Origin of the sequence: Roseburia sp. OM03-7AC, assembly GCF_003462625.1 — a bacterium.
Lineage (GTDB): Bacteria > Bacillota > Clostridia > Lachnospirales > Lachnospiraceae > Roseburia_C > Roseburia_C amylophila.
In genome coordinates this window covers 136,906-158,072 of sequence record NZ_QTZJ01000001.1, presented here as the reverse complement: position 1 = coordinate 158,072, position 21,167 = coordinate 136,906, and the positions used below count along the sequence as shown (strand labels likewise).

The 21,167-nt window shown below is 39.3% G+C and carries 24 protein-coding genes and 2 pseudogenes; 4 read left to right on the top strand and 22 right to left on the bottom strand.

The features are described from left to right. Nucleotides 1-53: 53 nt before the first annotated feature. The 11 genes from DXB39_RS00780 to DXB39_RS00725 all read right to left on the bottom strand — a co-directional run bounded on the left by DXB39_RS00780 (nucleotide 54) and on the right by DXB39_RS00725 (nucleotide 8,249). Entirely contained in the window at nucleotides 54-356 is a 303-nt protein-coding gene (locus tag DXB39_RS00780; RefSeq protein ID WP_199535109.1) for a hypothetical protein, read from the bottom strand. A gap of 27 nt (nucleotides 357-383) precedes the next feature. Further along, entirely contained in the window at nucleotides 384-1,283 is a 900-nt protein-coding gene (locus DXB39_RS00775; RefSeq protein WP_055307265.1) for a hypothetical protein, read from the bottom strand. A gap of 212 nt (nucleotides 1,284-1,495) precedes the next feature. After that, complete coding sequence (locus DXB39_RS00770) at nucleotides 1,496-2,245, bottom strand: hypothetical protein (protein ID WP_117841223.1); 750 nt, start codon at nucleotides 2,243-2,245, stop codon at nucleotides 1,496-1,498. 131 nt (nucleotides 2,246-2,376) lie between these two features. Then, a complete protein-coding gene (locus DXB39_RS00765; RefSeq protein WP_055040720.1) occupies nucleotides 2,377-3,120 on the bottom strand; it encodes a hypothetical protein in 744 nt (247 codons plus the stop codon). Nucleotides 3,121-3,185: 65 nt separating this feature from the next. After that, nucleotides 3,186-3,842, bottom strand: coding sequence for a DUF3879 family protein (locus DXB39_RS00760; protein ID WP_117842394.1), 657 nt, complete (start codon nucleotides 3,840-3,842; stop codon nucleotides 3,186-3,188). Nucleotides 3,843-3,969: 127 nt separating this feature from the next. Next, nucleotides 3,970-4,548 carry an ATP-binding protein gene (locus DXB39_RS00755; protein WP_242865586.1) on the bottom strand — a complete coding sequence of 193 codons (579 nt, stop codon included), beginning with the start codon at nucleotides 4,546-4,548 and terminating at the stop codon, nucleotides 3,970-3,972. Between the two features lie 202 nt (nucleotides 4,549-4,750). Next, nucleotides 4,751-5,461, bottom strand: coding sequence for a DUF6040 family protein (locus DXB39_RS00750; protein ID WP_014080632.1), 711 nt, complete (start codon nucleotides 5,459-5,461; stop codon nucleotides 4,751-4,753). After that, nucleotides 5,439-7,160, bottom strand: coding sequence for a MobA/MobL family protein (locus DXB39_RS00745; protein ID WP_117841966.1), 1,722 nt, complete (start codon nucleotides 7,158-7,160; stop codon nucleotides 5,439-5,441). Before DXB39_RS00745 ends, DXB39_RS00750 begins: the two co-directional genes overlap by 23 nt. Next, nucleotides 7,136-7,441 (bottom strand): hypothetical protein, encoded by a 306-nt coding sequence (locus DXB39_RS00740; protein WP_015559871.1) that lies wholly within the window; start codon nucleotides 7,439-7,441, stop codon nucleotides 7,136-7,138. Before DXB39_RS00740 ends, DXB39_RS00745 begins: the two co-directional genes overlap by 25 nt. Then, the gene (locus DXB39_RS00735) at nucleotides 7,441-7,755 is read right to left on the bottom strand and encodes a relaxasome subunit MobC (RefSeq protein WP_015559870.1); all 315 of its coding nucleotides are present in this window, start codon (nucleotides 7,753-7,755) and stop codon (nucleotides 7,441-7,443) included. The genes DXB39_RS00740 and DXB39_RS00735 overlap by 1 nt, the downstream gene beginning before the upstream one ends. A 263-nt stretch (nucleotides 7,756-8,018) precedes the next feature. Beyond that, nucleotides 8,019-8,249 carry a helix-turn-helix domain-containing protein gene (locus DXB39_RS00725; RefSeq protein WP_003505382.1) on the bottom strand — a complete coding sequence of 77 codons (231 nt, stop codon included), beginning with the start codon at nucleotides 8,247-8,249 and terminating at the stop codon, nucleotides 8,019-8,021. 174 nt (nucleotides 8,250-8,423) lie between these two features. Here DXB39_RS00725 and DXB39_RS00720 point away from each other — a divergent pair, with 174 nt between their 5' ends. Next, the gene (locus DXB39_RS00720) at nucleotides 8,424-9,053 is read left to right on the top strand and encodes a helix-turn-helix domain-containing protein (protein WP_015520978.1); all 630 of its coding nucleotides are present in this window, start codon (nucleotides 8,424-8,426) and stop codon (nucleotides 9,051-9,053) included. Between the two features lie 86 nt (nucleotides 9,054-9,139). Beyond that, nucleotides 9,140-10,435, top strand: coding sequence for a tyrosine-type recombinase/integrase (locus DXB39_RS00715; protein WP_015520977.1), 1,296 nt, complete (start codon nucleotides 9,140-9,142; stop codon nucleotides 10,433-10,435). A 138-nt stretch (nucleotides 10,436-10,573) separates the two neighbouring features. On the opposite strand, the gene DXB39_RS00710 is transcribed toward DXB39_RS00715, so the two are convergent. The 3 genes from DXB39_RS00710 to DXB39_RS00700 are packed head-to-tail and all read right to left on the bottom strand — an operon-like array spanning nucleotide 10,574 to nucleotide 12,593. After that, nucleotides 10,574-11,482 carry a radical SAM mobile pair protein B gene (locus tag DXB39_RS00710; protein WP_117841967.1) on the bottom strand — a complete coding sequence of 303 codons (909 nt, stop codon included), beginning with the start codon at nucleotides 11,480-11,482 and terminating at the stop codon, nucleotides 10,574-10,576. Then, complete coding sequence (locus DXB39_RS00705) at nucleotides 11,470-12,159, bottom strand: radical SAM mobile pair protein A (protein WP_117841968.1); 690 nt, start codon at nucleotides 12,157-12,159, stop codon at nucleotides 11,470-11,472. Before DXB39_RS00705 ends, DXB39_RS00710 begins: the two co-directional genes overlap by 13 nt. Then, the gene (locus tag DXB39_RS00700; RefSeq protein WP_117841969.1) at nucleotides 12,156-12,593 is read right to left on the bottom strand and encodes a radical SAM mobile pair system MarR family transcriptional regulator; all 438 of its coding nucleotides are present in this window, start codon (nucleotides 12,591-12,593) and stop codon (nucleotides 12,156-12,158) included. The genes DXB39_RS00705 and DXB39_RS00700 overlap by 4 nt, the downstream gene beginning before the upstream one ends. 460 nt (nucleotides 12,594-13,053) lie before the next feature. Here DXB39_RS00700 and DXB39_RS00690 point away from each other — a divergent pair. Next, nucleotides 13,054-13,179 (top strand): annotated as a pseudogene (locus DXB39_RS00690) (DUF6061 family protein); the annotation flags it as partial. Nucleotides 13,180-13,322: 143 nt separating this feature from the next. Here DXB39_RS00690 and DXB39_RS00685 read toward each other — a convergent pair. The 5 genes from DXB39_RS00685 to DXB39_RS00665 form a co-directional block, all read right to left on the bottom strand. Beyond that, nucleotides 13,323-14,285 (bottom strand): carbohydrate kinase family protein, encoded by a 963-nt coding sequence (locus tag DXB39_RS00685; protein WP_117841971.1) that lies wholly within the window; start codon nucleotides 14,283-14,285, stop codon nucleotides 13,323-13,325. Beyond that, complete coding sequence (locus tag DXB39_RS00680; protein WP_117841972.1) at nucleotides 14,269-15,633, bottom strand: MFS transporter; 1,365 nt, start codon at nucleotides 15,631-15,633, stop codon at nucleotides 14,269-14,271. The genes DXB39_RS00685 and DXB39_RS00680 overlap by 17 nt, the downstream gene beginning before the upstream one ends. Nucleotides 15,634-15,651: 18 nt before the next feature. Continuing rightward, complete coding sequence (locus DXB39_RS00675; RefSeq protein ID WP_117841973.1) at nucleotides 15,652-16,044, bottom strand: VOC family protein; 393 nt, start codon at nucleotides 16,042-16,044, stop codon at nucleotides 15,652-15,654. A 9-nt stretch (nucleotides 16,045-16,053) separates the two neighbouring features. Then, nucleotides 16,054-17,082 (bottom strand): zinc-dependent alcohol dehydrogenase, encoded by a 1,029-nt coding sequence (locus DXB39_RS00670; RefSeq protein ID WP_117841974.1) that lies wholly within the window; start codon nucleotides 17,080-17,082, stop codon nucleotides 16,054-16,056. Between the two features lie 252 nt (nucleotides 17,083-17,334). Then, nucleotides 17,335-18,543 (bottom strand): ROK family transcriptional regulator, encoded by a 1,209-nt coding sequence (locus DXB39_RS00665; RefSeq protein WP_330415590.1) that lies wholly within the window; start codon nucleotides 18,541-18,543, stop codon nucleotides 17,335-17,337. Between the two features lies 1 nt (nucleotide 18,544). Between DXB39_RS00665 and DXB39_RS15320 the strand changes: the two genes are divergently transcribed. Beyond that, nucleotides 18,545-18,697, top strand: coding sequence for a DUF6774 domain-containing protein (locus DXB39_RS15320; RefSeq protein WP_416390273.1), 153 nt, complete (start codon nucleotides 18,545-18,547; stop codon nucleotides 18,695-18,697). A gap of 584 nt (nucleotides 18,698-19,281) precedes the next feature. Here the strand turns inward: DXB39_RS15320 and DXB39_RS00655 are convergent. The 3 genes and pseudogenes from DXB39_RS00655 to DXB39_RS14720 form a co-directional block, all read right to left on the bottom strand. After that, a pseudogene (locus tag DXB39_RS00655) lies at nucleotides 19,282-19,374 on the bottom strand (cytidylate kinase family protein); the annotation flags it as partial. Between the two features lie 13 nt (nucleotides 19,375-19,387). Continuing rightward, nucleotides 19,388-20,755 (bottom strand): MATE family efflux transporter, encoded by a 1,368-nt coding sequence (locus DXB39_RS00650; protein ID WP_117841975.1) that lies wholly within the window; start codon nucleotides 20,753-20,755, stop codon nucleotides 19,388-19,390. A gap of 230 nt (nucleotides 20,756-20,985) precedes the next feature. After that, nucleotides 20,986-21,150 (bottom strand): hypothetical protein, encoded by a 165-nt coding sequence (locus tag DXB39_RS14720; protein ID WP_158561519.1) that lies wholly within the window; start codon nucleotides 21,148-21,150, stop codon nucleotides 20,986-20,988. Nucleotides 21,151-21,167 lie beyond the last annotated feature (17 nt).

Below are 21,167 nucleotides of genomic sequence, written 5' to 3'. Positions count from 1 at the left end.
GCAGATGGAATGCTGATAACTGGATTATTTATAAAAATGCATAGATAAAAAAGTTAAAAGCGAAATCCCTGATTCTCCCCAAAATTGATTGCATCCAAAATAGCACTTGAATTATTATAGTTTGCAAAATAATAAGCTAATTCACTGTTAGAAATATTCGCATTTTTATCTATCAGTGCAGCTATGGATTGCTTTGAAAAGCCTCGTGCAGCATCAGAAATACTTAAACTGTCCTGTTTTTTATTATTTCCTGCTCCAAGCAACATCTGTATTGCTTTTTGGTGTATTCCTGCCTCTGCCTGCTTTGAATATGTCAACAGCTGGTTTACTGTGTTTACATCTGTTACTGTCTTCATAATTATTCTCCAAACCCTTTTTCAACATTAAACGCCAAACATATGCTGCAATTTGTCCAGCATATTATTTACTCTGCCTTCAACAGCTTCTGGCTGATTCCTTAATTCATACCTGCTTCCATAGTAATCATTTAAACGGTCTTTCATCTCATTACAAAATAATTTTTGATCTGTTTTACCATTTAAAAACTGATTGCAGATACCACTTATCTCTTTCTTCTCATTTGTATAAAAAGCTGTCTCATCTGAGATTATTTCTGACTTGTACTTATAAGATTCTGTTTTGCTTCCAATTCCAACAACCATGTAATCTGGTGTCATTCTCTCCATGATGGAATTACGTGCTGAATCATTAAAATGAACATATTCGTCAATCATGTCTGAAAAACCAGCTTGAAATTGCTCTGGAACATACATTTCATTTACTTTCCTTAGCCCAGCTTCACTTGCACTTAACAAAAATACAGATTCATAAGAAGTTCCTCTATATCCCTCCTGAGCATTCAAAGAATCTACATCTGCTGTCATTGCATTAATCTTCTCTTTTAAATCTTTCATTTCATCTTCTGTCAAATATTCAGAAGCATTTTCGTCCAGCCATTTTTCAAAAACCTCTGACTGATTTTCCGAACAGCCTTCAAACGCACTTTGTTCTCCAGAAATGGAAGCTGCTTTCAAATCTAATTTGAATAAATTTTCACATTTATATTCTGCTGGTATCTCTCTTATCTCTCCCATAATAGATGAAAAATGCATTGTATGAAAATCCGATACCTTATTACGAGCAGTCTCAACTAACTTTCTTGCTGAATCACTGATTTTCACATCATCCTCCGAAATAATATTCTGAGGAACAGTTGTTTTCTTCTCAACCTTATTTTTTATCATCTCTGGATTATTAATATACCTATTTCCTTGAACTTTCATAGCAACCTCCTTAAGTTAGTCCACACTTTCTATACTTCTTTATCTATCTTGCTCGATGTCAAAGAACCTGCATCTATTTTCAGGTAATCTACATCACTGTCATTGCTCAATGAACCAATAAAACGATTTATATCTACTGACTTTCTGCCACTCTACTCTCTGGTGATGCCATCCAATGCACCAATTTGATATTTTCCTTTTATCGAATCCTCTTATGCCTTAATATCAAAACTTGATCTATCAGGTGCAGAAATACTCACAGATTCTGCTACAAGACTCTGTGTCATACTTTTTACATCATTACCAGTTACGGATAAGGTATAATCACCCGTTTCTTTTCCTTCTGCCGATTTTTCTGCACGTTTCTTTGCAGCTTTTTCTTCCTCTGCTTTTTTAGCAGCTCTTTTTTCTTTTACCTTTTCCTCTTTTTCTCTGTTCTCTTTTGCCTTTCGTTCAGCATTCTCTTTCGCTATTTTCCCATCTGGATCATTTGTACCAGATATTGCCACCGAAATATTTCCGTTTGCATCAATCATATAACTCAGATTTGTCAAAGTGCCCAAACATCCATTCACCGCACTTTTTGCACAATCTGGAATGGCTGCTAAGTTTTCCTCCAGATACTTTGCTTTTTCTGGATCATTCATACACTTCTGTAAAAATGCACTTGAAACGGATACTGTTGTCGGAACCCCTTGCATTGAAGTCGTTCCCGTATTCATATAATGGTATTTTCCTTGCAAGTATTTTGAATAATCATTTACATTGCTATACCCTGTCTTAATCTGCTCTGTTTTTGTCACACCGGGACGTGATGTTTTTAATTCAACTGTACTTGTTGTCACGTTGCCGTCTTTTGTATTTGTACTATCCTTTTCACTATCTGTTTTTTTAACAGTATTCTTGTAATTTGAAGCATAATACGATGTGCAACTGCTGTTATTGATACCTGTAATTGCCATAATCCTACCTCCCTGTTATTGAAACTTAAAATAATTTCTATTATATTGAACGACTTGGATATTTAATTTCTCTCAGCCTCAATATGATATGTAATTACTATTTTTATTTGTAAATCATAGTACTAACATCATCAAATCTTAATGCTCATCAATAACTGCTCTCTATTAGGCTGAATCATTGTATATTTCTCCTTAAATGAGGTAATTGCACCATACATTTTCTCAGTTAAATTTTCTGGGATTTCGTCCTTTCCCCTGGTTTTTTGCTCCTCAATGTAAGCCGATGCCAAAGTTGACCTTGTGGTAATTTTTGAAATTTTATTCATTTCTTCACCAATAATTCCACGGGCATGCTGATTGGTTGTCTCCATTGTCACAAAGTCATCCACTGTTTTTTTATATGCAGCATCTAAATTGCTTAACTCTTCATCCTTTGTAAGCTTACGAGGTCCATTTTCATCAGCTACATATATTTCTCTGGTTCCATTTTCATAGCCCTTCACAATTTCATCATATAATTCTGCGTATGCTTTAACATAATTATTTGCCTTGTCAGTAATATTTAAGGCACTTTTTCCTGTATCAACATTTTGATTCTGCTGTGCTGCCTTCTTTTGAATTTCATAACTATAATCAATATCACTGATTTTTTTACTCGCTAACAGTTCCTTTCTTTGAACCACATCATCATATTTTTCCTGTCCACTCTGCTGTATACGATTACGATAATACTCCAATCCCTCATTAGAAATCGAAAGCTTCACTGATTGCCCCACTGTATGTTTTTCGTTTGTCTGACTATTTCCTTTCTGTACTTTATCAGTATTTTTTTCCATTATTGAATTCGTATTATTCATGTAATTAGATATTTTCATATCCTATTTTTCCTCCTTAAAACCCATTATCTTAGTTTCACCTCGTGGCTCACAAATAAATCTATCTATAACTTTATATCTACTGACTTCTTTCCACTCTCAACAGACTCTCTCGTAATACCATCCAATGCACCAGCCGGTATTGGTTTACCCGCTTTCCATGTAGGATCAGCAGCTTTTGCTGCTTTTGCAAATGCCTGTCTGTATTGATGTTCATATTGTTCCATTGTCCAGCCTGCTGATAAGCGGTCATCCTTATCCATTTTTCTGTATAAATTGTTATATACACTCTCCCTTTTGGTAGTATCACCATTTAGAGTACCATTTTCATTTAAGAATTCTTTCTTTGCCAGTTCAAACATTTCTTCCCGGCTGCTCTCTGGAATAGAAATGATATGTTTATAACTGTTTCTGTTCTCATCCGTTACCGCAAGTCCTGTTAATCCGGTATTCGGATCAATCCAGTCTCCATTTTTGTCATATTGGCTCATCAGGTTCTTAATTGTCTGAACATTTGTAAACATTGCACCGTTTCCATTCTTCATCATCTCACTCAATGCTGCTTTATACTTTTTACTGTTTGTGTCAATCCCTGCTGCTTTTAATTGTTTCTGTACAGAACTGCTGTTCATTTGAGACAACTGAATATTGTTGACTAAATTTGTTTTTGATGTTCCAAATGTCGTTTGAAATAAAAAACCGTAGTCCGTAATTCTTGACATAAGCGAAACCTCCCATCATTAAATTTTTTATATGTATCATCCATTTTATTTTTTATATCGACACACTCCTTCTGATATTTTACCTTTTCTGCACCAAGTACGATTTTTTTGCACGAAGTAAGACTTTTTATGAATTGAGGAATAACTCAGCAATAAATTTATTTCCATCACTTTTCAATATTAAATTTCCATCATATTTTTTTACACTGCTCTGAACATTCAGCAGTCCTATTCCACCGCCTTTTCCTTTCGCTGATACCGGAAAACCATTTTTCCACTTTACCTCTCCGCAGTTATTTTCGATGCTGGCAGCTATCATTTTATGGTATGAGCCAATCTTAATCGAAATATATTTCTCTCCTTCCAGCTTCTCTGCTGCCTCAATCGCATTATCTAATAAATTTCCAAAAATAGTTGTAATGTCGATTGGTGCAAGGAAATTCAGATTCACATTATCCACCTTTATGGTTACTGAAATACCTTTTTCCCTCATAACGGATTCTTTATCGGTAAGAAGAATGTTTAATATTGGATTTTCTGTGTATTGAACCGGAATGAGTGGCTTTAACAGTTCTCTGATTTCCGCTGCATATTCTCCTGCCGTATTCCCCTGCTCTGCACCATATAATCCTTCGATTGCTTTAATATGCTTATTTACATCATGTAATATGTGGACGGTTTGATCATATTTTTTTGTCTGCGTCAAATAGTATTCGTATTGTACCTTTGCCTGTTCCCTGCATTTTCTATATCGTCATGTTGATATTATTACTTTACTATCCTGCACACTCTCTGGGAGTGACTGTATCTATCAAAAAAGAAGCCAGCAGTTTATTCACGCACTGCTGACTTCCTATAATACTACTCATTTTATTTACTTCGCTGCGTCTCAGACAATTTTTTTATTTTTAAACATAACCTCTGTTTTCCCGCCATCCCTTTACATACCACCTGATTCCAACATATACCAGTTGCACGAATAATAAGAGAAATAGCAGATTGATTGGCAATACTTCCTTTATCCAATCCCCAAAGTAGATAGCTATTGCCATACTTACAAGTATCACCATTATGGTAATCATATCCCAACAGTATTTCTTATATAGCCCTGCAATCTTTATTTCGATAAATGCCAAAAGTATTCCCACACCCACCAGACATCCACCGCAAATCAATATTCTTATCAGCCAGTTTATAATTCCGGCAACGACAGGATTGGATATTCCATCACTAATCTGTGCCACGTTCTTTCCTGCCAGTACAACCCAGCCAGCAATGGTCTGTGTGAAAGTTGCGATTGTATCAAAGAATACCACGCAATCAGAAATAAATATTTTTGACCTTATCATCTGAAAAAGAGTAGTTGATACGGAATACCATATCAGCAGAAACATCAATGCTTCATACATGGCTGTTTTTGTTTTATATCTGCCTGCCAGTTTTTCCCTCTGCATATCATACTTTTCCTTAGCTTTCAGATAAGCTGTCTGTTTACAATTCCCGCACTTTTGATAGAGTACCGGCTTTTCAACCGGTATCTCTACTTTTTTCTGATGGGAGAGTGCATAATCCCGTTCCTGTTCTGCCTGTCTCTGCTTATCTCGACATTCCTCTATCATGGCTTGGACGGTGTGTGTTTTCTCTTTCTCGCTCTGCAACAATTCTTTTGTTTTCCTCAAGTCGTTCTTTAAGGCTTGAATGTTCTCTGTTTTGTTCTCGCTGTTTAACTTCTCGTTCAAGGTCAGCGATTCGTCGAGCTGCACTTTCAGTTCCCTGATAGTCCGGTCTTTCTGGTCGAGTTCTTCCTGCATCTGCTCTGTCAGCAGAAGCAACTCTTCCAGTTGATCGTCGCTCTTTGAGTTTCTTAATTCGTTCATCAATCAACCTTCCTTTCTCTAATTGCTGTTCAAGTTCAGTAATTCGCTGTTCTGTTTCTGCAATAGCCGGTTCTCGCTGTTTAATTTCTGTGCCAATTCCTGCCATTGCTGATTTTCGTCTGTGAGTTTCTGTATCTGGTCTGTCTTTTCTTCCAGAAGCATCAACAGTTCTTCTGTATCCGGTAAGATTTGTAGCAGCTCTGACAATTCTTTCTCTAATTGCTGCAATCGTTCTTCCTGCTCCTGAAAGCACATCAGCTTCTCGTCCTTTTCCTGTATCTCCTGAAGCATCTCTGCCATGATATTCTGCTGTTCCTCTATCTGTGTAATCATTGCTTCCATCATGGGAATTACTTCTTTGCTTTCTTCTAATGTCATTCAACCACTCCCTCCACATCGACAATGCACCGGATACCTTACCAAAGGTTGCAATTACCTTTTGCAGCAGTGCATTTTGTTTTTTTATCATCTGGTTTTCCTCGATCTTCCATGAACCTTTCCTTATCTGCCCGGTGAGATATTTTTCCTCAATCTTCCTTGCATCTGCACCCTCATGAATCGTAGGGACTTTCAATTTGCCCTGTCTTTCATAAGAGCGGTGGTCAATCAGATTGTCTATGGATAAATGCCGGCTACACATCTTTGCCCATTCGCTTCGCCATAACTCACAATTCTTTGGATTGTTCCAGCCGGTAGCGTCAGTCAGAACCCTTTTCCATTGTTTTCTGTTTCTTGCCCCGACTTTCTGTACTCCGTTTTCATCAAGTACCGGAATACGGATTCCATGACGGTCTGGATTTTTCTTATCCTGCCACCAGTCCGGGTGGGATTCATCAACCACGATATTTCCGTCAGTATCTCTGACAAAATCCCAGTCCTTGACTTCCTTGTTGCCCCATGAGTGGTCTGGATTGAATGGTCGCATGGTTACAAGTAAATGCACATGTGGGTTCCCGTCGCCCTTATCGTGTATGCTCCAGTCGGCACACATTCCCTCGTCCACGAAAGTCTTTTGAATATATTCGGTTGTATAATCAATCTGTTCCTGTCTGCTCCATTCTTTCGGCAGGGAAAATTCAAATGAGCGTCCAAGCTGTGCATCTGCATTTTTTTCTATCTTCAATACCTCATTCCATAACCGCTGTTTCTGAAATGTGATTTTAAACTTTTCCAGTGCGGCTTCCTTATCGCCTGCCCTTTTATAACGGATAGACTGTTGAAACCTTTTTATATTTTCTTCCGATACCTGCAGCCATTCCAGAGGTGCATTTTCGCACATCATCAGACTGGTGTAGACGACTTCCTTTTTGGAAGTGTAGTAGCTGATCCTGCCTGTTTCCTCATTTTTCATTACATCTCCGTTAAGATATGCAGATGCGGATATGACAGATTTTCCTTTACTGCGTCCGACAATCTTTACTGTAAAGTGAAATATCGCCATGATACGATTCCCCCTTTCTGCCGTATCCGGCATTGATTTCCGACAGCATCTTCTTCTGGTTTTGCAGGAGTGAAGCTGTCGAAACGCCCTCTGCGCAAGAGTGCCTCCTGCGGCATGAGCAGGTCTGGCTGAAAGCCCCGCCGACGGAACGAGCCCGGCAAGCGTAAGCGCAGACCGGTTGCCACTTGTGGCAAACTTATAAGGACGACCTCTGGTTGTCCATAAGTGCGCCCTTCATTCAAAAGCAATGAAGGGAATGGAAAACCCACTCCATCTGCCATCACACTTCCTCCATGTCTGTAAATGGTTCTTTTTGCATCGCCTTTGAGAAAAACTTTCCGTTTGTTTCCTGCCTTTTTAAGAAGCCTATCAGCTTTGGTAAATCTTCCTCTTCAATCGGACAGCCAAGAACCGATTCCACCGCACCGCCAATCTGACAGAGCCTGTGGGTTCGTTTTTTACTTTCCTCGGCTTTCTTTCTCTTTTCCAGTTCCTTTCGCTGTGCAATGAGCTTTTTGGTAGCTTCGATGCTTTCCTGTTCCTTTTTCTCTAATGCACGTATTCTTTCTTCATAAGTCTTTGTTGATTTCGCCATATCGTCTTCATCCTTTCTCTTATAATCAAATCTTGCTCTGCTAAGATTTGGCACACGATTCTGGTCAGCTCTGTTGACATAATTCCAATCAGAATCGTGGTGCATCCTTGCGGAGCATTATCTTGTCGATGTTTTTCCGGCAAGATAAACATTAGTTCCCGGTTGCATATCAGGAGAAGCACATGGTATAATCCTCTTGCGTGTAGGTATATCATGGCTTCGGTCTGATAGAACCTTTGGCGGTTTCTTAGGAAGCCGCCTTTTTAAGTTGCCACATTTCTTGTGACAGCTTTTACATTTCCTTTATCCCTCAGATCACGCCCCTCGTTGGCTTCCATGAACTTTTCCAGAATGTCAGTTTTAATAAGGACTTTTCTTCCGACCTTTAATACCGGAAGCTTCTTCCATTCAACCAGCTTTCTCAAAGTGTTTCTGCCAATTCCTGTATAGTCGGCTGCTTCCTCGATGGATAATGCAATCTTTCTTTCCGTCATCTTGTCACCTCCTTATAAATTGCATTATGCAATTTTTGTTGTGCTGTTAGTATAGCGGTTTTATATTGTGTTGTCAAGCGTTATGAAATTTTAAAAATAATTATTATATTGCATATTGCAATTATGTGAGGTACATGCTATAATTCATACATACCGAAAAAGGAGGCAATCAGCATGAAAGATAAAGAACTACGCAAGCTGATAGGCAGCAGGGCAAAACAGCGTCGTCTGGAATTAAATCTGACACAGCCTTATGTTGCAGAGAAGATGGGAGTTACAGCTTCCACAATCCTGCGTTATGAGAATGGTTCGATTGACAATACCAAAAAGATGGTGCTGGAAGGTCTTTCGGAAGCACTTCATGTATCTATTGAATGGCTCAGAGGTGAAACCGATGAATACGAAACCGATATTACGGATAAGAAAGAATTACAGATTCGTGATGCAATGGGCGATATTCTCAAACAGCTACCTCTCGACCTTAGTAAAAAGGAAGATGCTTTTTCAAAAGATTTACTGCTGTTAATGTTAAAGCAATATAACCTGTTTCTGGAATCATTCCAGTTTGCCTGCAAGAATTACAAGGGCAGCACGAATGAATCGGATATTGCAAAGGTAATGGGGTTTGAATCGAATGATGAATATAACGAGATTATGTTTCTCCGGGAGATCACCCATACTGTTAATGCCTTTAATGACATGGCAGATATTGTAAGGCTCTATTCCAAGAAACCGGAAATGGCAGAACAAAGGCTTGAAAATCTTTTATCAGAAGTTTTGTATGAAGATTCCGATTCGGTATAGAACGACAACCGGAGTTATGATATACTTACACGCAAGAAGCATTTCATCAGTTCCGATTGTCTGATATCGAAAGGAGACACACGATTATGGCAAAAGGATCTGTAAGAAAAAAAGGAAAGAAATGGTACTACCGCTTCTATGTAGAAGATGCAAGCGGCAATCTAGTTCAGAAAGAATACGCTGGAACAGAAAGCAAAAGTGAAACGGAAAAACTGCTCCGTCAGGCAATGGACGATTACGAAAGCAAAAAATTCATTGCAAAGTCGGAAAATATTACAGTTGGAGAATTACTTGATATATGGGCAGAGGAAGAATTAAAGACCGGTACTCTCAGTAATGGGACAGTCCAGAATTACCTCGGTGCAATTACCAACATCAAGAAGCATCCAATTTCAGAGAGAAAGTTGAAAAATGTAACATCTGAGCATTTACAAGCCTTCTTCGATCTGCTTTCCTTTGGTGGCACTTATCCAGATGGTTCAGAAAGAAAAGGTTATAGCAAAGATTACATTCGTTCTTTCTCGGCAGTATTACAGCAGTCATTCCGGTTTGCAGTATCACCAAAGCAATATATCACTTTCAATCCGATGCAGTATATTAAGCTGAAATACCAGACGGATGAGGTTGACCTGTTTTCTGATGATGACATGGATGGCGATATACAGCCAATTCCACGAGAGGATTATGAAAGACTGATTGAATTTCTACAGGATTACAATCCACCGGCAATACTTCCAATCCAGATAGCTTATTATGCAGGACTTCGTATCGGTGAAGCCTGTGGTCTGGCATGGCAGGATGTAAATCTTGAAGAACAGTGCCTTACAATCAGACGCAGTATCCGCTATGATGGTTCAAGGCACAAGAATATCATCGGACCAACCAAACGAAAAAAGGTAAGGATTGTTGATTTTGGAGATACACTGGCAGAGATTCTTCGTAATGCCCAAAAGGAACAGCTTAAAAACCGAATGCAGTACGGAGAACTTTACCACAAAAACTACTACAGAGAAGTAAAAGACAAAAACAGAGTTTACTATGAGTTCTATCATTTGGACGGAACAGAGAATGTTCCAGAAGATTATAAGGAAATATCCTTTGTCTGCTTAAGACCGGATGGAAGTTTGGAACTGCCAAGCACGTTAGGAATTGTTTGCAGGAAGATTGCTCAGAAACTGGATGGATTTGAAGGATTTCATTTTCACCAGTTGCGACACACCTACACAAGCAACCTTCTGGCAAATGGAGCAGCTCCGAAAGATGTACAGGAACTGTTAGGACACTCAGATGTCAGTACCACAATGAATGTCTACGCCCATTCCACAAGAAAAGCCAAGCGGGAATCCGCAAAGTTACTTGATAAAGTGGCAGGCAACGACTAAATAAAACTTTCCCTTATTTCCCTTACGATTATCTCATAAGGGCAAAAATAAGGGAAAATACATATCATTTCACTAATGAATGGGCTGGAATGTCTGTAAAATAGGGAAAGTTAGAAATATATTTCGGCAAACTGGAATTTAGCGATTTCTTTTTCCGGTATTCTCTGTCCCACGGATTTCCTCATGATAGAAATAATCTACGATCACCGGATGCCCCTGCGGGACTCTGCCATAAGGCATTTCATTATCCACAAAGGCACAATCATACTTCTTAGCCATTTTCTCAGCTTTTACTTCAAGTGCTTCAAAGTAGCTGCGATTATGCTTGTTATAGATCTCGTCGTAAAGTGGTACAAGATCAGGATATTTTCCGGCGATATAATCCATAATTGTCTTTTTGAAACCGCCTCGAAGATTGAGATTTTCGAGCCAGAACAGATCGCACTGATTCTTTACCCGCTCAAAGATTGCTTCAAAATCCGTGATACCGGGGAATACCGGGGATACGAAACAGACTGTACGGATACCTGCTTCATATACCTGCTTCATAGCAGAGATACGGCGCTCAATGCTCGAAGCAGAGTCCATATCGTTCTTGAAATTTTCATCTAGTGTGTTGATCGACCATGAAACGGTTACACGTCCAAGCTTCTTCAGCAGATCAATATCCCGTACCACAAGATCCGACTTTGTGCAAATCAGAATATCTGCGTCACTGCCGATCAGCTGCTCCAGAAGTTTTCCGGTATTCCCGAATTGCTCCTCCTGTGGATTGTAGCCATCTGTCACAGAACCGATGACCACCCGCTGTCCGGCATATTTCTTCGGATTTTTAATTTCCGGCCAATGCTTCACATCAAGGAAAGTGCCCCATTCCTCCTTGTGCCCGGTAAAGCGCTTCATAAAAGAAGCATAGCAATACTTGCAGGCATGTGTACAGCCCACATAGGGATTGACCGAGTAACCGCCTACCGGCAGACTAGACTTAGTCATGATGTTCTTTGTTTCCACCTCACGAATGAGGATTCCATTTATTACTTCTTCCATGATTTCTGTACCTCTAACACTTTATTAAATTCTTCCGGCATTTCCTGAATCATATTTTCATCCCCTATGATAGGGACAAGGTCTTCCTTCATAAACACCGGAATGCCGAGCTTATGTGCCTGGTCCGTCAGAGACCATGCCCATTCCGGCTCCGTATGAATCTTCCTGCTCTGAGCTCCGGTCATGGTGCCGACAACGATCCACTTGATTCCAGAAAGGTCAACTGTGCCGGGATCATCGAATAACGGCTCAAAGGTAACATGGTAATGTTTTGCTCTAACGTTTTTCCGAAGGGCGTCGATACGCCACCGTTCTGCTTTCCTCGTCACCGTAACGCCAAACCATGCGTTTTCCAGATCGGTATCAAAATCCAGCAAATCAGGTCGCTTGGTAAGGAACAGGAACTGATGCTGTGGATTTTCACGGATCTTTGCAAATACCTCGTCTCTCCATTCCGGCTTCCATCCAGAGAGATCGCTCATGCCGGTAAGAAGAAAGTTCTGCGGACGTTTCTTTTCCATCATCTTGAGCTTACCCGGAAAGAATTCAGGGTCAGTGAAGTCATCAATCATATGCCAGCGTTTCACGTTGTTGCGGGCATAGCAATATGCACACCCCACTGTGCAGCCAATGACGATATTCATGTTCTGAATCTGATCTTTGATACAAATACTCATGACTTCTGCCACTCCTCAAGATTCTTTCTGATGCGGTCAAGGCATTCCTCAAACCGGGTAATTTCTTCCTCTGAAAAACCTTTGTAGTAAATACTGCCCATCTCATCAGATACAGAATCGTACTCGCCCTTTAAGGCATGTGCTTTCTCAGTCAGAAACAGGAGTGTTTTCCTTTTGTCCGTTTCAGACTGAACACGGCTTATCAGCCCTTGATTTTCCATTCTTTCCAGCATCGTAGTAAGAGATGTTATCGCTAATCCGCATTTAGTCGAGAGTGACCTGATTGAGATACCATCCTCCTGCCACAGCACATAAAGAATACGTCCCTGAGCTCCATTAAACGCATCAATATCCTTTTCACTGAGAATCTTCTCGAAAATCCGGTCTCCAAGCTGTTTTATTTTGGTGACAAGAAATCCTCCATTCATTTCCATACAAAAGCTCCTATATAGTAGTTTATTAAAAACATACTATATAGGAGCTTTATTGTCAAGAGTTTATATGTCTTAATAGGTAAATTCCGTTTTTTTCAATTCTCCAAACTGGAATTGAGATTTCACCTGTTTTAAGAGATTTAATAACTGTTATATTTTGTTATTAAATTCTCCGCAAACCCTTGAAAATACTGAATTTATCGCAGGTGAGCTTTCCCTTATTGTTTCCCTTGTATTATATCATCGCACCAGTGTTTACGAACTCTGATAAGGGCAAATACAAGGGCACAAGAGGTCCAGTGGACCTCTGCTCTGTGCCGACCGAAGCGGCAGCGGAGACCAAGAAATCTGATAACACATTATAACACAAAATGAAAGTGACATGGTGAACTGATTGAAATGCTTCTGATTTTTGTAACAAATGATTGATTGAATGATAAGGAGATAAAATACGACGAGAATAATATTTGCAGAATACAATCCACAGCTTAATAGTATTGATGTTTATATATCTGCTGGCTATATGCTCCGCATTGATTGTTGGGAATCAGAAAAGCATTTAAAGACTACACCAGAATCAGACTGTACATGGGGCGAAGAACACAGGGAATAAAACTTATCGTAATTTACATAAAATACAAGCAGGAGCAAATATCGAAAGTTGTCCTGCTTATATTTTTGTTAAAAATAGGGGCGTTTTTATAGCCCCAATTTTGTCATATACATTCATTATTTCTGCATAAATTCAAACACTGCTTCTTTTGTCGGAATCGCAGGGATGCCACCTCTCTTTTGCACACACAATCCAGCAACTGCATTTCCCAAAACAGCACACTTTTTGATTTCTTCCCATTTCATTTTTTCAACATTCTTATTCATGGAAAGGATACTGCATAATACGCCTCCCCAGAATGAATCACCTGCCCCAGTCGTGTCGACCGCATGTATCTGAAATGCTTTGATGATTTCTTTTCTGCTTTTTGTTGCCATAAGAACACCCTGTTCTCCCAATGTAATGGCTACCAGCTTTGGTCCCATAGCAAGGAGTTGGTCTGCGGCCTGCTCATAACTTTCGGCCTCTGTCAACAAAATACTCTCTTCATCCGATACCTTCATGACATCTACCAATTCTATGACAGATCTCATTTTTTTCACTGCATCCTCTTTGCTCTTCCAAAGAGACGGTCGATAATTCGGATCATAGGAAATAAGTGCACCCGCTGCTTTTGCCATTTTTACCGCTTCAATCGTTGTACTTTCTGCCGGTTCATCTGTCAGCGATAATGATCCAAAATGAAAAATTCTACAACCTGAAATTAATGTCTGATCCAGTTCTTCTTTTTTTAACTGTGTATCTGCACCTGGTTTTCTTGCAAAAGAAAAATTCCGTTCTCCACTTTCACCGATTTCCACAAATGCCAACGTTGTAAAATAACCCGGGTCTTCAACAATAGCATCTGTATTGATTCCTTCCTTTTGCAATGTCTTCTTTAAAAATTTACCATGCATATCGTTTCCAACTTTTCCAATAAAAGATGTGCGATACCCAAAGTGGCTTGCAACGGTTAGAAGATTTGCCGGAGCACCGCCGGGATTCTGTTCGAACAATTTTCTCCCATCCTGACTGTGTCCTGCTTCCGTAAAATCAATCAGCAATTCTCCCAATGCCACGATATCAACTTTTTCTTCCATTTTTCAGTTCCTCCACAATCTCGTTATAACGTTTTTTATTTAACCGGTAGAAAAATAATACAACCGCAGTCACAATCCACAGTGCACCCGGAATCGTCGTAAATGCATGTTTCATAATTGAAAGTACAGCCGCATTCTGTGTCTGATTTGCAATATAGCCACATTTTCCAAGTAATCCTGCTAAAAGTGCTGTTCCAACTGCCATTCCGATTTTATTTCCAAGTGAAATAAATGCATACTGAAAACCATCATTTCTAAGTCCGGTTTTCCACTCCCCATATTCCACACAGTCTGGAATAATTGCATAGATTGCAGTATTAAATCCAGAGAAGAAAAACTGTGTCAGACCAGATAAAGCATAAAAAATAGCCGGTGATTCTTTGGCATTAAAGAAAAACATAGACAACATGGAAATTCCTGTAAATAAAGCAAAGAGAGATGCTGTTCTTCCTTTGTTATTCAACTTGCGGAATAATGGTTGAAAACAGGCTGCCCCGATGATAGAAGGAATAATGATGCACATCGAATAAGTTGTGTAGTAGGAGGCATTCCCTTCCACATATGTAAAGTAATACAGAATATCTGCGTTTCTACCGTACAGTGTAAATCCAAATAATATCTGTCCTGCCAATGCAAGAAGATATGGTCTGTTCTGCATAACCGCTTTCAACTGAACCTTTACAGAAATTTTTTCTTTTTCCGGAGTAATCACTGCCTCTTTCGTCTTCGCAAAGCAGAAGAAATGACAGGCTGTAAAAATACATCCATATATGACCGCAACCGTCAGATATCCTGTCTTTGCACTATGACTGCCGAATTTGCTGAGCAGTGGAACTGTGATAATATTTAACACACCAATTGCAATCATCGCTGCAACCGAACGGGATGTATTTATTTTTGCACGTTCATCAATATCCTGTGTCATAGCACCACACAAGGTTCCATATGGAATATTCACACAGGTATACCCCAAAACCAGCAGACAATATGTAATTACCATATAAATAATCTTTCCATTCTGCGGCCAGTCGGGTCTTGCCCAGAATGTCATAACAAGAAGAATCGCTGTGATTGGTGCCGCTACTAACAACCATGGACGGTACCGTCCCCATCTCGATTTTGTTTTATCTGTAAGTCCCCCGACGATTGGATCATTGATTGCATCCCAGAATCTTGAAAAAAGCATAAGTGCTGACACAGCCGCCATACTGATTCCGAACACGTCTGTATAAAATATCATCAGGAAATTACTGACAAACATCCAGCTGAAATTACATCCAACATCACCAAACCCATATGCAATCTTACTGATCAGCGGTACTTTTCCATTTTTGTTTTCGCTTCCCATATGTCCCTCCTGTTTTTATCAGAGTTTCTGACAGAACTCTATTCTTTCCTCATTTGGTCCCTTAATCATAAAAAACTTCACACCATTTTCCCAAAATGGCAGTTCTTCGATTCCGTCTGTGATAACTGTGTATTTTTCATTGCAGATTTTCTGATATATACTCTCAATGTCTTCCACATCAAGAGCAACATGCTGGTATGCACCGTCTGACATTGCCGCCTGCCCATTTTCAAAAGTCTCTATACAGTAATTTTTTATCTGTAAAAATGCCACTTTTTCCCCTGCTTTTTCATTATAAGTCTGCATAATTACTTCAAATCCAAGACCCCTATAAAACTCAACTGTTTTCTGTAAATCGTTTGTCGGAAGCCCGACATGGGCAACTCCGACAATTCCATATTTATTTTCCATACGAACTCCTTACTTTTCACTGACGTTGATAATTACTTTCATCGTTGTCTCGCGGTTATCATCAATATACTGGTATGCCTTCAGATAATCTTTAAAAGCAAATGTCTTTGAGATAAGCGGTTTCAAATGAACTTTGCCCTCATTTACCAGTCTGATTCCATCTATATAATCATCATGGCGGTACATCATCGTGCTCTTAATGTCAAGTTCGTGGTCATTTGCCACTGCAAGATCTACTTCTGCCATTCCTGCAAAAACAGCCACCAGTACAATCGTGCTTCCTTTTCTTGCATATTTAATTGCCTGTCCCATTGTGATATTGTTTCCGGCACAGTCGTAGATTACATCCGCCTTATCCGGTCCAAATGCTTCGATCATTGCCTCACCAAAGTCTTTATCTTTGGTATTCACACACACATCAATTCCACATTCTTTTGCCTTTGCCAGTCTAAGATCACTGATATCTGTGATCATCACTTTCGCTGCCCCCATTCCTTTTGCTGCCTGTGCTACAAGATTTCCGATCGGTCCCGCTCCAAGGACTGCAATATTCATGCCAGCCACATCACCCATCTGTTTTACACCATGAACTGCCACAGCAAGAGGTTCGATCATAGCTCCTTCTTCATAGGACATATCTTCTGGAATAGGTGTTACTTTAGATGCATCCACTGCAAAATACTCAGATGCTGTTCCTGTCGTTTGAAATCCCATTACTTTTAATTCCTCACAGAGATTATACTTTCCATGACGGCATGGATAGCAGTGTCCACAATATACCTGTGGCTCTATCGTCACCTTCTGTCCCACATGAAACTCTGTGACATTTTTTCCAAGTTCTGTGATCTCACCGGAAACCTCATGTCCCTGTGTTACCGGATATTTTGTAAACGGATGTTTTCCATGATAAACATGAATATCTGATCCACAGACACCAATATTCATAATCTTTACCAAAACCTGATTTTCCTTTACCTCCGGAACCGGAACCTCTCTGAAAATAATTTCTCCTGGATTTGTCATTACCTGCTGTAACATAATTGCTTCCTCCTTTTTTGTATTGTTTTATTTTATGTTTTATTAAATGTTTTATTAAAGTAATTACATTATCATCCTTTAAACATATTTTGTCAATATATTTCTCTCAATTTTACGCATTGCACAATTTGCAGATATGCTTTTTGTATATATTTTCTAATCAACGCACAAAAAAACGGAAAGAAAACCTCACTTATCGTTTCCTTTCCGTTTTTTTGCTCACACTTCACTCTGTTTTCACACTATAATAATTTATATTTCCATCATATGTTCCGCAAAAAAATATTTCGCAGCTCCAACAGCCGACGCTTCTTTCCTGTACGAACAGTTCTTCAGGTATGAAACATCATGTTCAAAACCATTATATGCCATCACTTTTTCTCCCAAAGGTATCATATAATCTGAGAGTACACCTCCGACATCGCCCCCCAGTATGATATCCATATCATATGCCATCCGTAGATTTGATATCAAAACAGCAAGATGATCCAGATACTCATTCCATATCTGTAAAACCTTTTTATCTCCACTTTCAAGATTTTCCATAAATGCATCCAGCGACTGCCTGTTATCTTCCGTCAGTACACTTGCAGCACAATATGCATCCGCGCATCCTGATTTACCACAATAACATTTTTTTCCACCGGGAACAAGTATCATATGACCAAACTCTCCTGCTTTCTGGTTTTGTCCGCGATACAACTTTCCATCTATGCAGAAAGCACCGCCTAATGTATGATTCAAAGACAGATATATCGCATTGGGATACTTCTGCTTTTTTTCTGCAAGCATGGCTGCATTGGCATCATTTTCAAAATACACCGGCATTCCTACAGCCTGCTCTAAAAAGCGGAGACTATAGTTCTCTATCCCTAACGCGTGGGATTTTAAAACAATCCGTTCTTTCTGATCGATAATTCCCGGGATCGCAATACCAATTCCAAGCAGTGTCTCCTTCGCAGGCTCGTCTGCCAGAAAAGTTTCAACCTTTTGTGCCACCTCTGTACAGTAGGATAATTCTGCCGTAAATTTTAAACGGATGCGGTCTTTTTTTACGATCTCATCTCCAAGATTTACCAGTACCATTTCGATATGATTCGCAGTGATCAAAAGCCCCATTGCATGACAATATGACTTATTAATTCCTATACTTTTTGCCTTTCGTCCGCCTGTCGACGCATACTCGCCCACTTCTTCTAACAGTCTTTTCTCCAACAGGTCATTTACGTTTGCTAACACAGTCGGCATACTCAGATTTAATTCTTTCGCGAGCTCCGCTTTGGACATAACCGGATGATTCAGCACATAATTGATGATTTTTTTTCTTGCTATATTTCTTTTATCTTTATTTTCCGTTTTTTTGTCCTCTTTTATTAAATATTTTATAAAAGAATTATATGCTTTTTTATTCTGTTTGTAAAGGGACGATCCGTTAACGCTAAATATCTTATGGACAACCACTATGTCAAACTGTACAAATCTTTTTTACCTCTCCACAATTTCCTGCCAGTTGTCCGAATGCCTGTCGACCGATGAGCTTACGCTTCTTGCCGCAGACCTAGTGGTATTAAGTGATATGCTTGCAAATCTTGCTGCCCGAAAATCAGTCCTTTGATATGCTATTCTTGCTGTTCCATTTTTTACATATATCGTACCGCATTTTATAAAACCATTCTTTTCAATCAGCCTTTGCATAGTTTTATTATCCGCATGAGTATCTACCCTGATATTTAAAGAAATCTTTTTACAATAGTTTAAAGCACACGGAAACAAGCCATGTACCTGACCATCTCCGGCAAGCCTGTGAATCGTCAGATATGGTTCTTCATTCAGCCAGTTACCGCCCTCAATATGCTTATAAGTAGGTTCTGTACCATCAAACAATGCAAATACCCCGTGGATTCCATTCTTGTCATATATTACCTTACATGCATTTTTATCAATATCAGATTTTATCAGATCTGCATCCGGGTAAAAATGTCCCCATTGAGTCGGATTTCCGGACTTTATCATATAATCCTGTGCATATCTGTAAATTTTAATAATTTGCTCTAAATCTGCTATTTCAGCATTTTTCACATTCAGCATGCCTTTTATTTACCTCCACATTTTTCTTATGTTACCCAATTCTTCTGTCGTCAAGCAGCTACTCTTCCTCTGTATCATACTTCACTTTCCAGAAAAAGAAAAGGTACTGCAAAAATACAGTACCAAGTTTTTTGCCACTTCTTCCCCGATAAATCGACCGCCGCTTCCAAACTCTCTGCTGATTGTAATGATTCTTTTTGCCATAGCTGACTCCTCCTTAACTTAAACTTTCCACTTTATTCTTCCGGATTCTCTTTAAAAATACATATCCTACAAGGCATGCAGCAATCTCTGTTATCGGGAATGCCCACCAGATTAAGGAAACGTCCATCTGTCCATTTCTGACCAAACTGGAGAAAACACCTGCCAGTGGCAATATGATTACAAGCTGCCTGAGCAGTGAAATCACAAGCGATTCCATGCCACCGTCCAATGCCTGATAAATTCCCTGATATGCTACATTGATTCCGGCGAAAATAAAGCTGATAGAAATAATTCTCATGGCTCCGATAAAATATTCCCTTGACTGTCCTGCATTAAATAAAGTTGCAAAAGCCCCAGGGAAAATTTCTGTAATCGCCACACCCACAATCATAAGCACAATCGTATAGATTAAGCCATATCTGATTCCATCCTGAATCCTCTTCTTGCTATGCATTCCATAGGCAAATGCAATAATCGGCGTGATTGCATCTCTAAGTCCAAAGGCAAGGAAGAGTACAAACTGCTGTACTTTATAGAACAATCCATATGCGGTCTGAGCCGAAGGACTGAATTTTAAAATCAGATTCATCACATAAACCATAATAGACATAAGCGCCTGTCCAATAATTGCCGGAAGTCCGATTGCATAGATTTCCCTGATAATTCTGCCCTCTGGTTTCATAAACTTTACACCATGCTCAAATTCCTTATTTAATTTTACATGGAAAATAAATAACAATGCTGCTGATACCACCTGTCCGATTACGGTTGCATAGGCTGCGCCTTCTACTCCCATTTCAGGAACCGGTCCGATGCCATAAATCATAATTGGGTCAAGAATAATATTTACCACTGCTCCCACAACCTGACCAATTGTTGAATAAATGGAACGCCCGGTTGCCTGTAACAGTTTCTCAAATAGCGAGAAGGAAATAATTCCAAATGAAATCACACAGCATATTCTTAAATAGCTTGTCCCCATTGCAATGACTTCCGCATCAACGGTCTGGGATGAGATGTATGCTTTTACTCCAAACATTCCAAACAGCAGACATACTGCATAAATAATCACTCCAAGAAATAAACTGTTTCCTGCAACTTTTGCAGCTTTTTTACTTTTTCCCTCTCCCAGTGTTCTCGCGAGAAGTGCATTGGTTCCCACACCTGTTCCGATTCCCACTGCTACCATAAGCATCTGAACCGGAAACACCAGTGTAAGTGCATTAAGTGCTGCCTCACTTCCTGATTTCATGTTTCCTACAAAGGCACTGTCTACAATGTTATAAACCGCCTGCAATGCCATAGATAAAATCATCAGTATTCCCATCTGCACCATAAGCTTATTTACCGGCATTTCCTTCATCTTGTTACTTTCTGCCATCTTAACTTAATCCTCCTTTTTCCACCTGCAGAAGCTGCCACTGGCAGCTTCTTACGGATATTTGGCAATATAAAAAGTGCGCACCTATCTTATAAGTTGGACTTACGCTGATAAGCTACACACTTTTTCATTGCATTATAAAATTACAAAAACGAGCAGCAAAACTGGATTTACGCAATTTTGCTACTCGTTCAAAAGTCATTATATTTTTCTTTTTGGAAAAAGTCAAATTATTTTTCTCTCGTTTTATACTCATCCCATGTTCCACCATATATGCAATTTTCAACGTAAGCCATGCCTAAATTGTAACCTCCACTTACCTTTCTCATTATTTCCTTATCCAAAATCTCAAAGTACTTACTATTATTTATTTCGGATCTATCACCAAAGAACACTTATCATCTCCTTCCAT

Bases quoted from the DNA above. Each gene is read 5' to 3' on its own strand.
- DXB39_RS00670 (WP_117841974.1), bottom strand. From the start codon at position 17,082: ATGTTACAGCAGGTAATGACAAATCCAGGAGAAATTATTTTCAGAGAG.
- DXB39_RS00680 (WP_117841972.1), bottom strand. From the start codon at position 15,633: ATGGGAAGCGAAAACAAAAATGGAAAAGTACCGCTGATCAGTAAGATT.
- DXB39_RS00725 (WP_003505382.1), bottom strand. From the start codon at position 8,249: ATGACGGAAAGAAAGATTGCATTATCCATCGAGGAAGCAGCCGACTAT.
- DXB39_RS00715 (WP_015520977.1), top strand. From the start codon at position 9,140: ATGGCAAAAGGATCTGTAAGAAAAAAAGGAAAGAAATGGTACTACCGC.
- DXB39_RS00740 (WP_015559871.1), bottom strand. From the start codon at position 7,441: ATGGCAGATGGAGTGGGTTTTCCATTCCCTTCATTGCTTTTGAATGAA.
- DXB39_RS00735 (WP_015559870.1), bottom strand. From the start codon at position 7,755: ATGGCGAAATCAACAAAGACTTATGAAGAAAGAATACGTGCATTAGAG.
- DXB39_RS00765 (WP_055040720.1), bottom strand. From the start codon at position 3,120: ATGAAAATATCTAATTACATGAATAATACGAATTCAATAATGGAAAAA.
- DXB39_RS00780 (WP_199535109.1), bottom strand. From the start codon at position 356: ATGAAGACAGTAACAGATGTAAACACAGTAAACCAGCTGTTGACATAT.
- DXB39_RS00775 (WP_055307265.1), bottom strand. From the start codon at position 1,283: ATGAAAGTTCAAGGAAATAGGTATATTAATAATCCAGAGATGATAAAA.
- DXB39_RS15320 (WP_416390273.1), top strand. From the start codon at position 18,545: ATGTCAAACTGTACAAATCTTTTTTACCTCTCCACAATTTCCTGCCAG.
- DXB39_RS00650 (WP_117841975.1), bottom strand. From the start codon at position 20,755: ATGGCAGAAAGTAACAAGATGAAGGAAATGCCGGTAAATAAGCTTATG.
- DXB39_RS00685 (WP_117841971.1), bottom strand. From the start codon at position 14,285: ATGGAAGAAAAAGTTGATATCGTGGCATTGGGAGAATTGCTGATTGAT.
- DXB39_RS00675 (WP_117841973.1), bottom strand. From the start codon at position 16,044: ATGGAAAATAAATATGGAATTGTCGGAGTTGCCCATGTCGGGCTTCCG.
- DXB39_RS00705 (WP_117841968.1), bottom strand. From the start codon at position 12,159: ATGAGTATTTGTATCAAAGATCAGATTCAGAACATGAATATCGTCATT.
- DXB39_RS00760 (WP_117842394.1), bottom strand. From the start codon at position 3,842: ATGTCAAGAATTACGGACTACGGTTTTTTATTTCAAACGACATTTGGA.
- DXB39_RS00720 (WP_015520978.1), top strand. From the start codon at position 8,424: ATGAAAGATAAAGAACTACGCAAGCTGATAGGCAGCAGGGCAAAACAG.
- DXB39_RS00745 (WP_117841966.1), bottom strand. From the start codon at position 7,160: ATGGCGATATTTCACTTTACAGTAAAGATTGTCGGACGCAGTAAAGGA.
- DXB39_RS00750 (WP_014080632.1), bottom strand. From the start codon at position 5,461: ATGATAGAGGAATGTCGAGATAAGCAGAGACAGGCAGAACAGGAACGG.
- DXB39_RS00710 (WP_117841967.1), bottom strand. From the start codon at position 11,482: ATGGAAGAAGTAATAAATGGAATCCTCATTCGTGAGGTGGAAACAAAG.
- DXB39_RS00770 (WP_117841223.1), bottom strand. From the start codon at position 2,245: ATGGCAATTACAGGTATCAATAACAGCAGTTGCACATCGTATTATGCT.
- DXB39_RS00700 (WP_117841969.1), bottom strand. From the start codon at position 12,593: ATGGAAATGAATGGAGGATTTCTTGTCACCAAAATAAAACAGCTTGGA.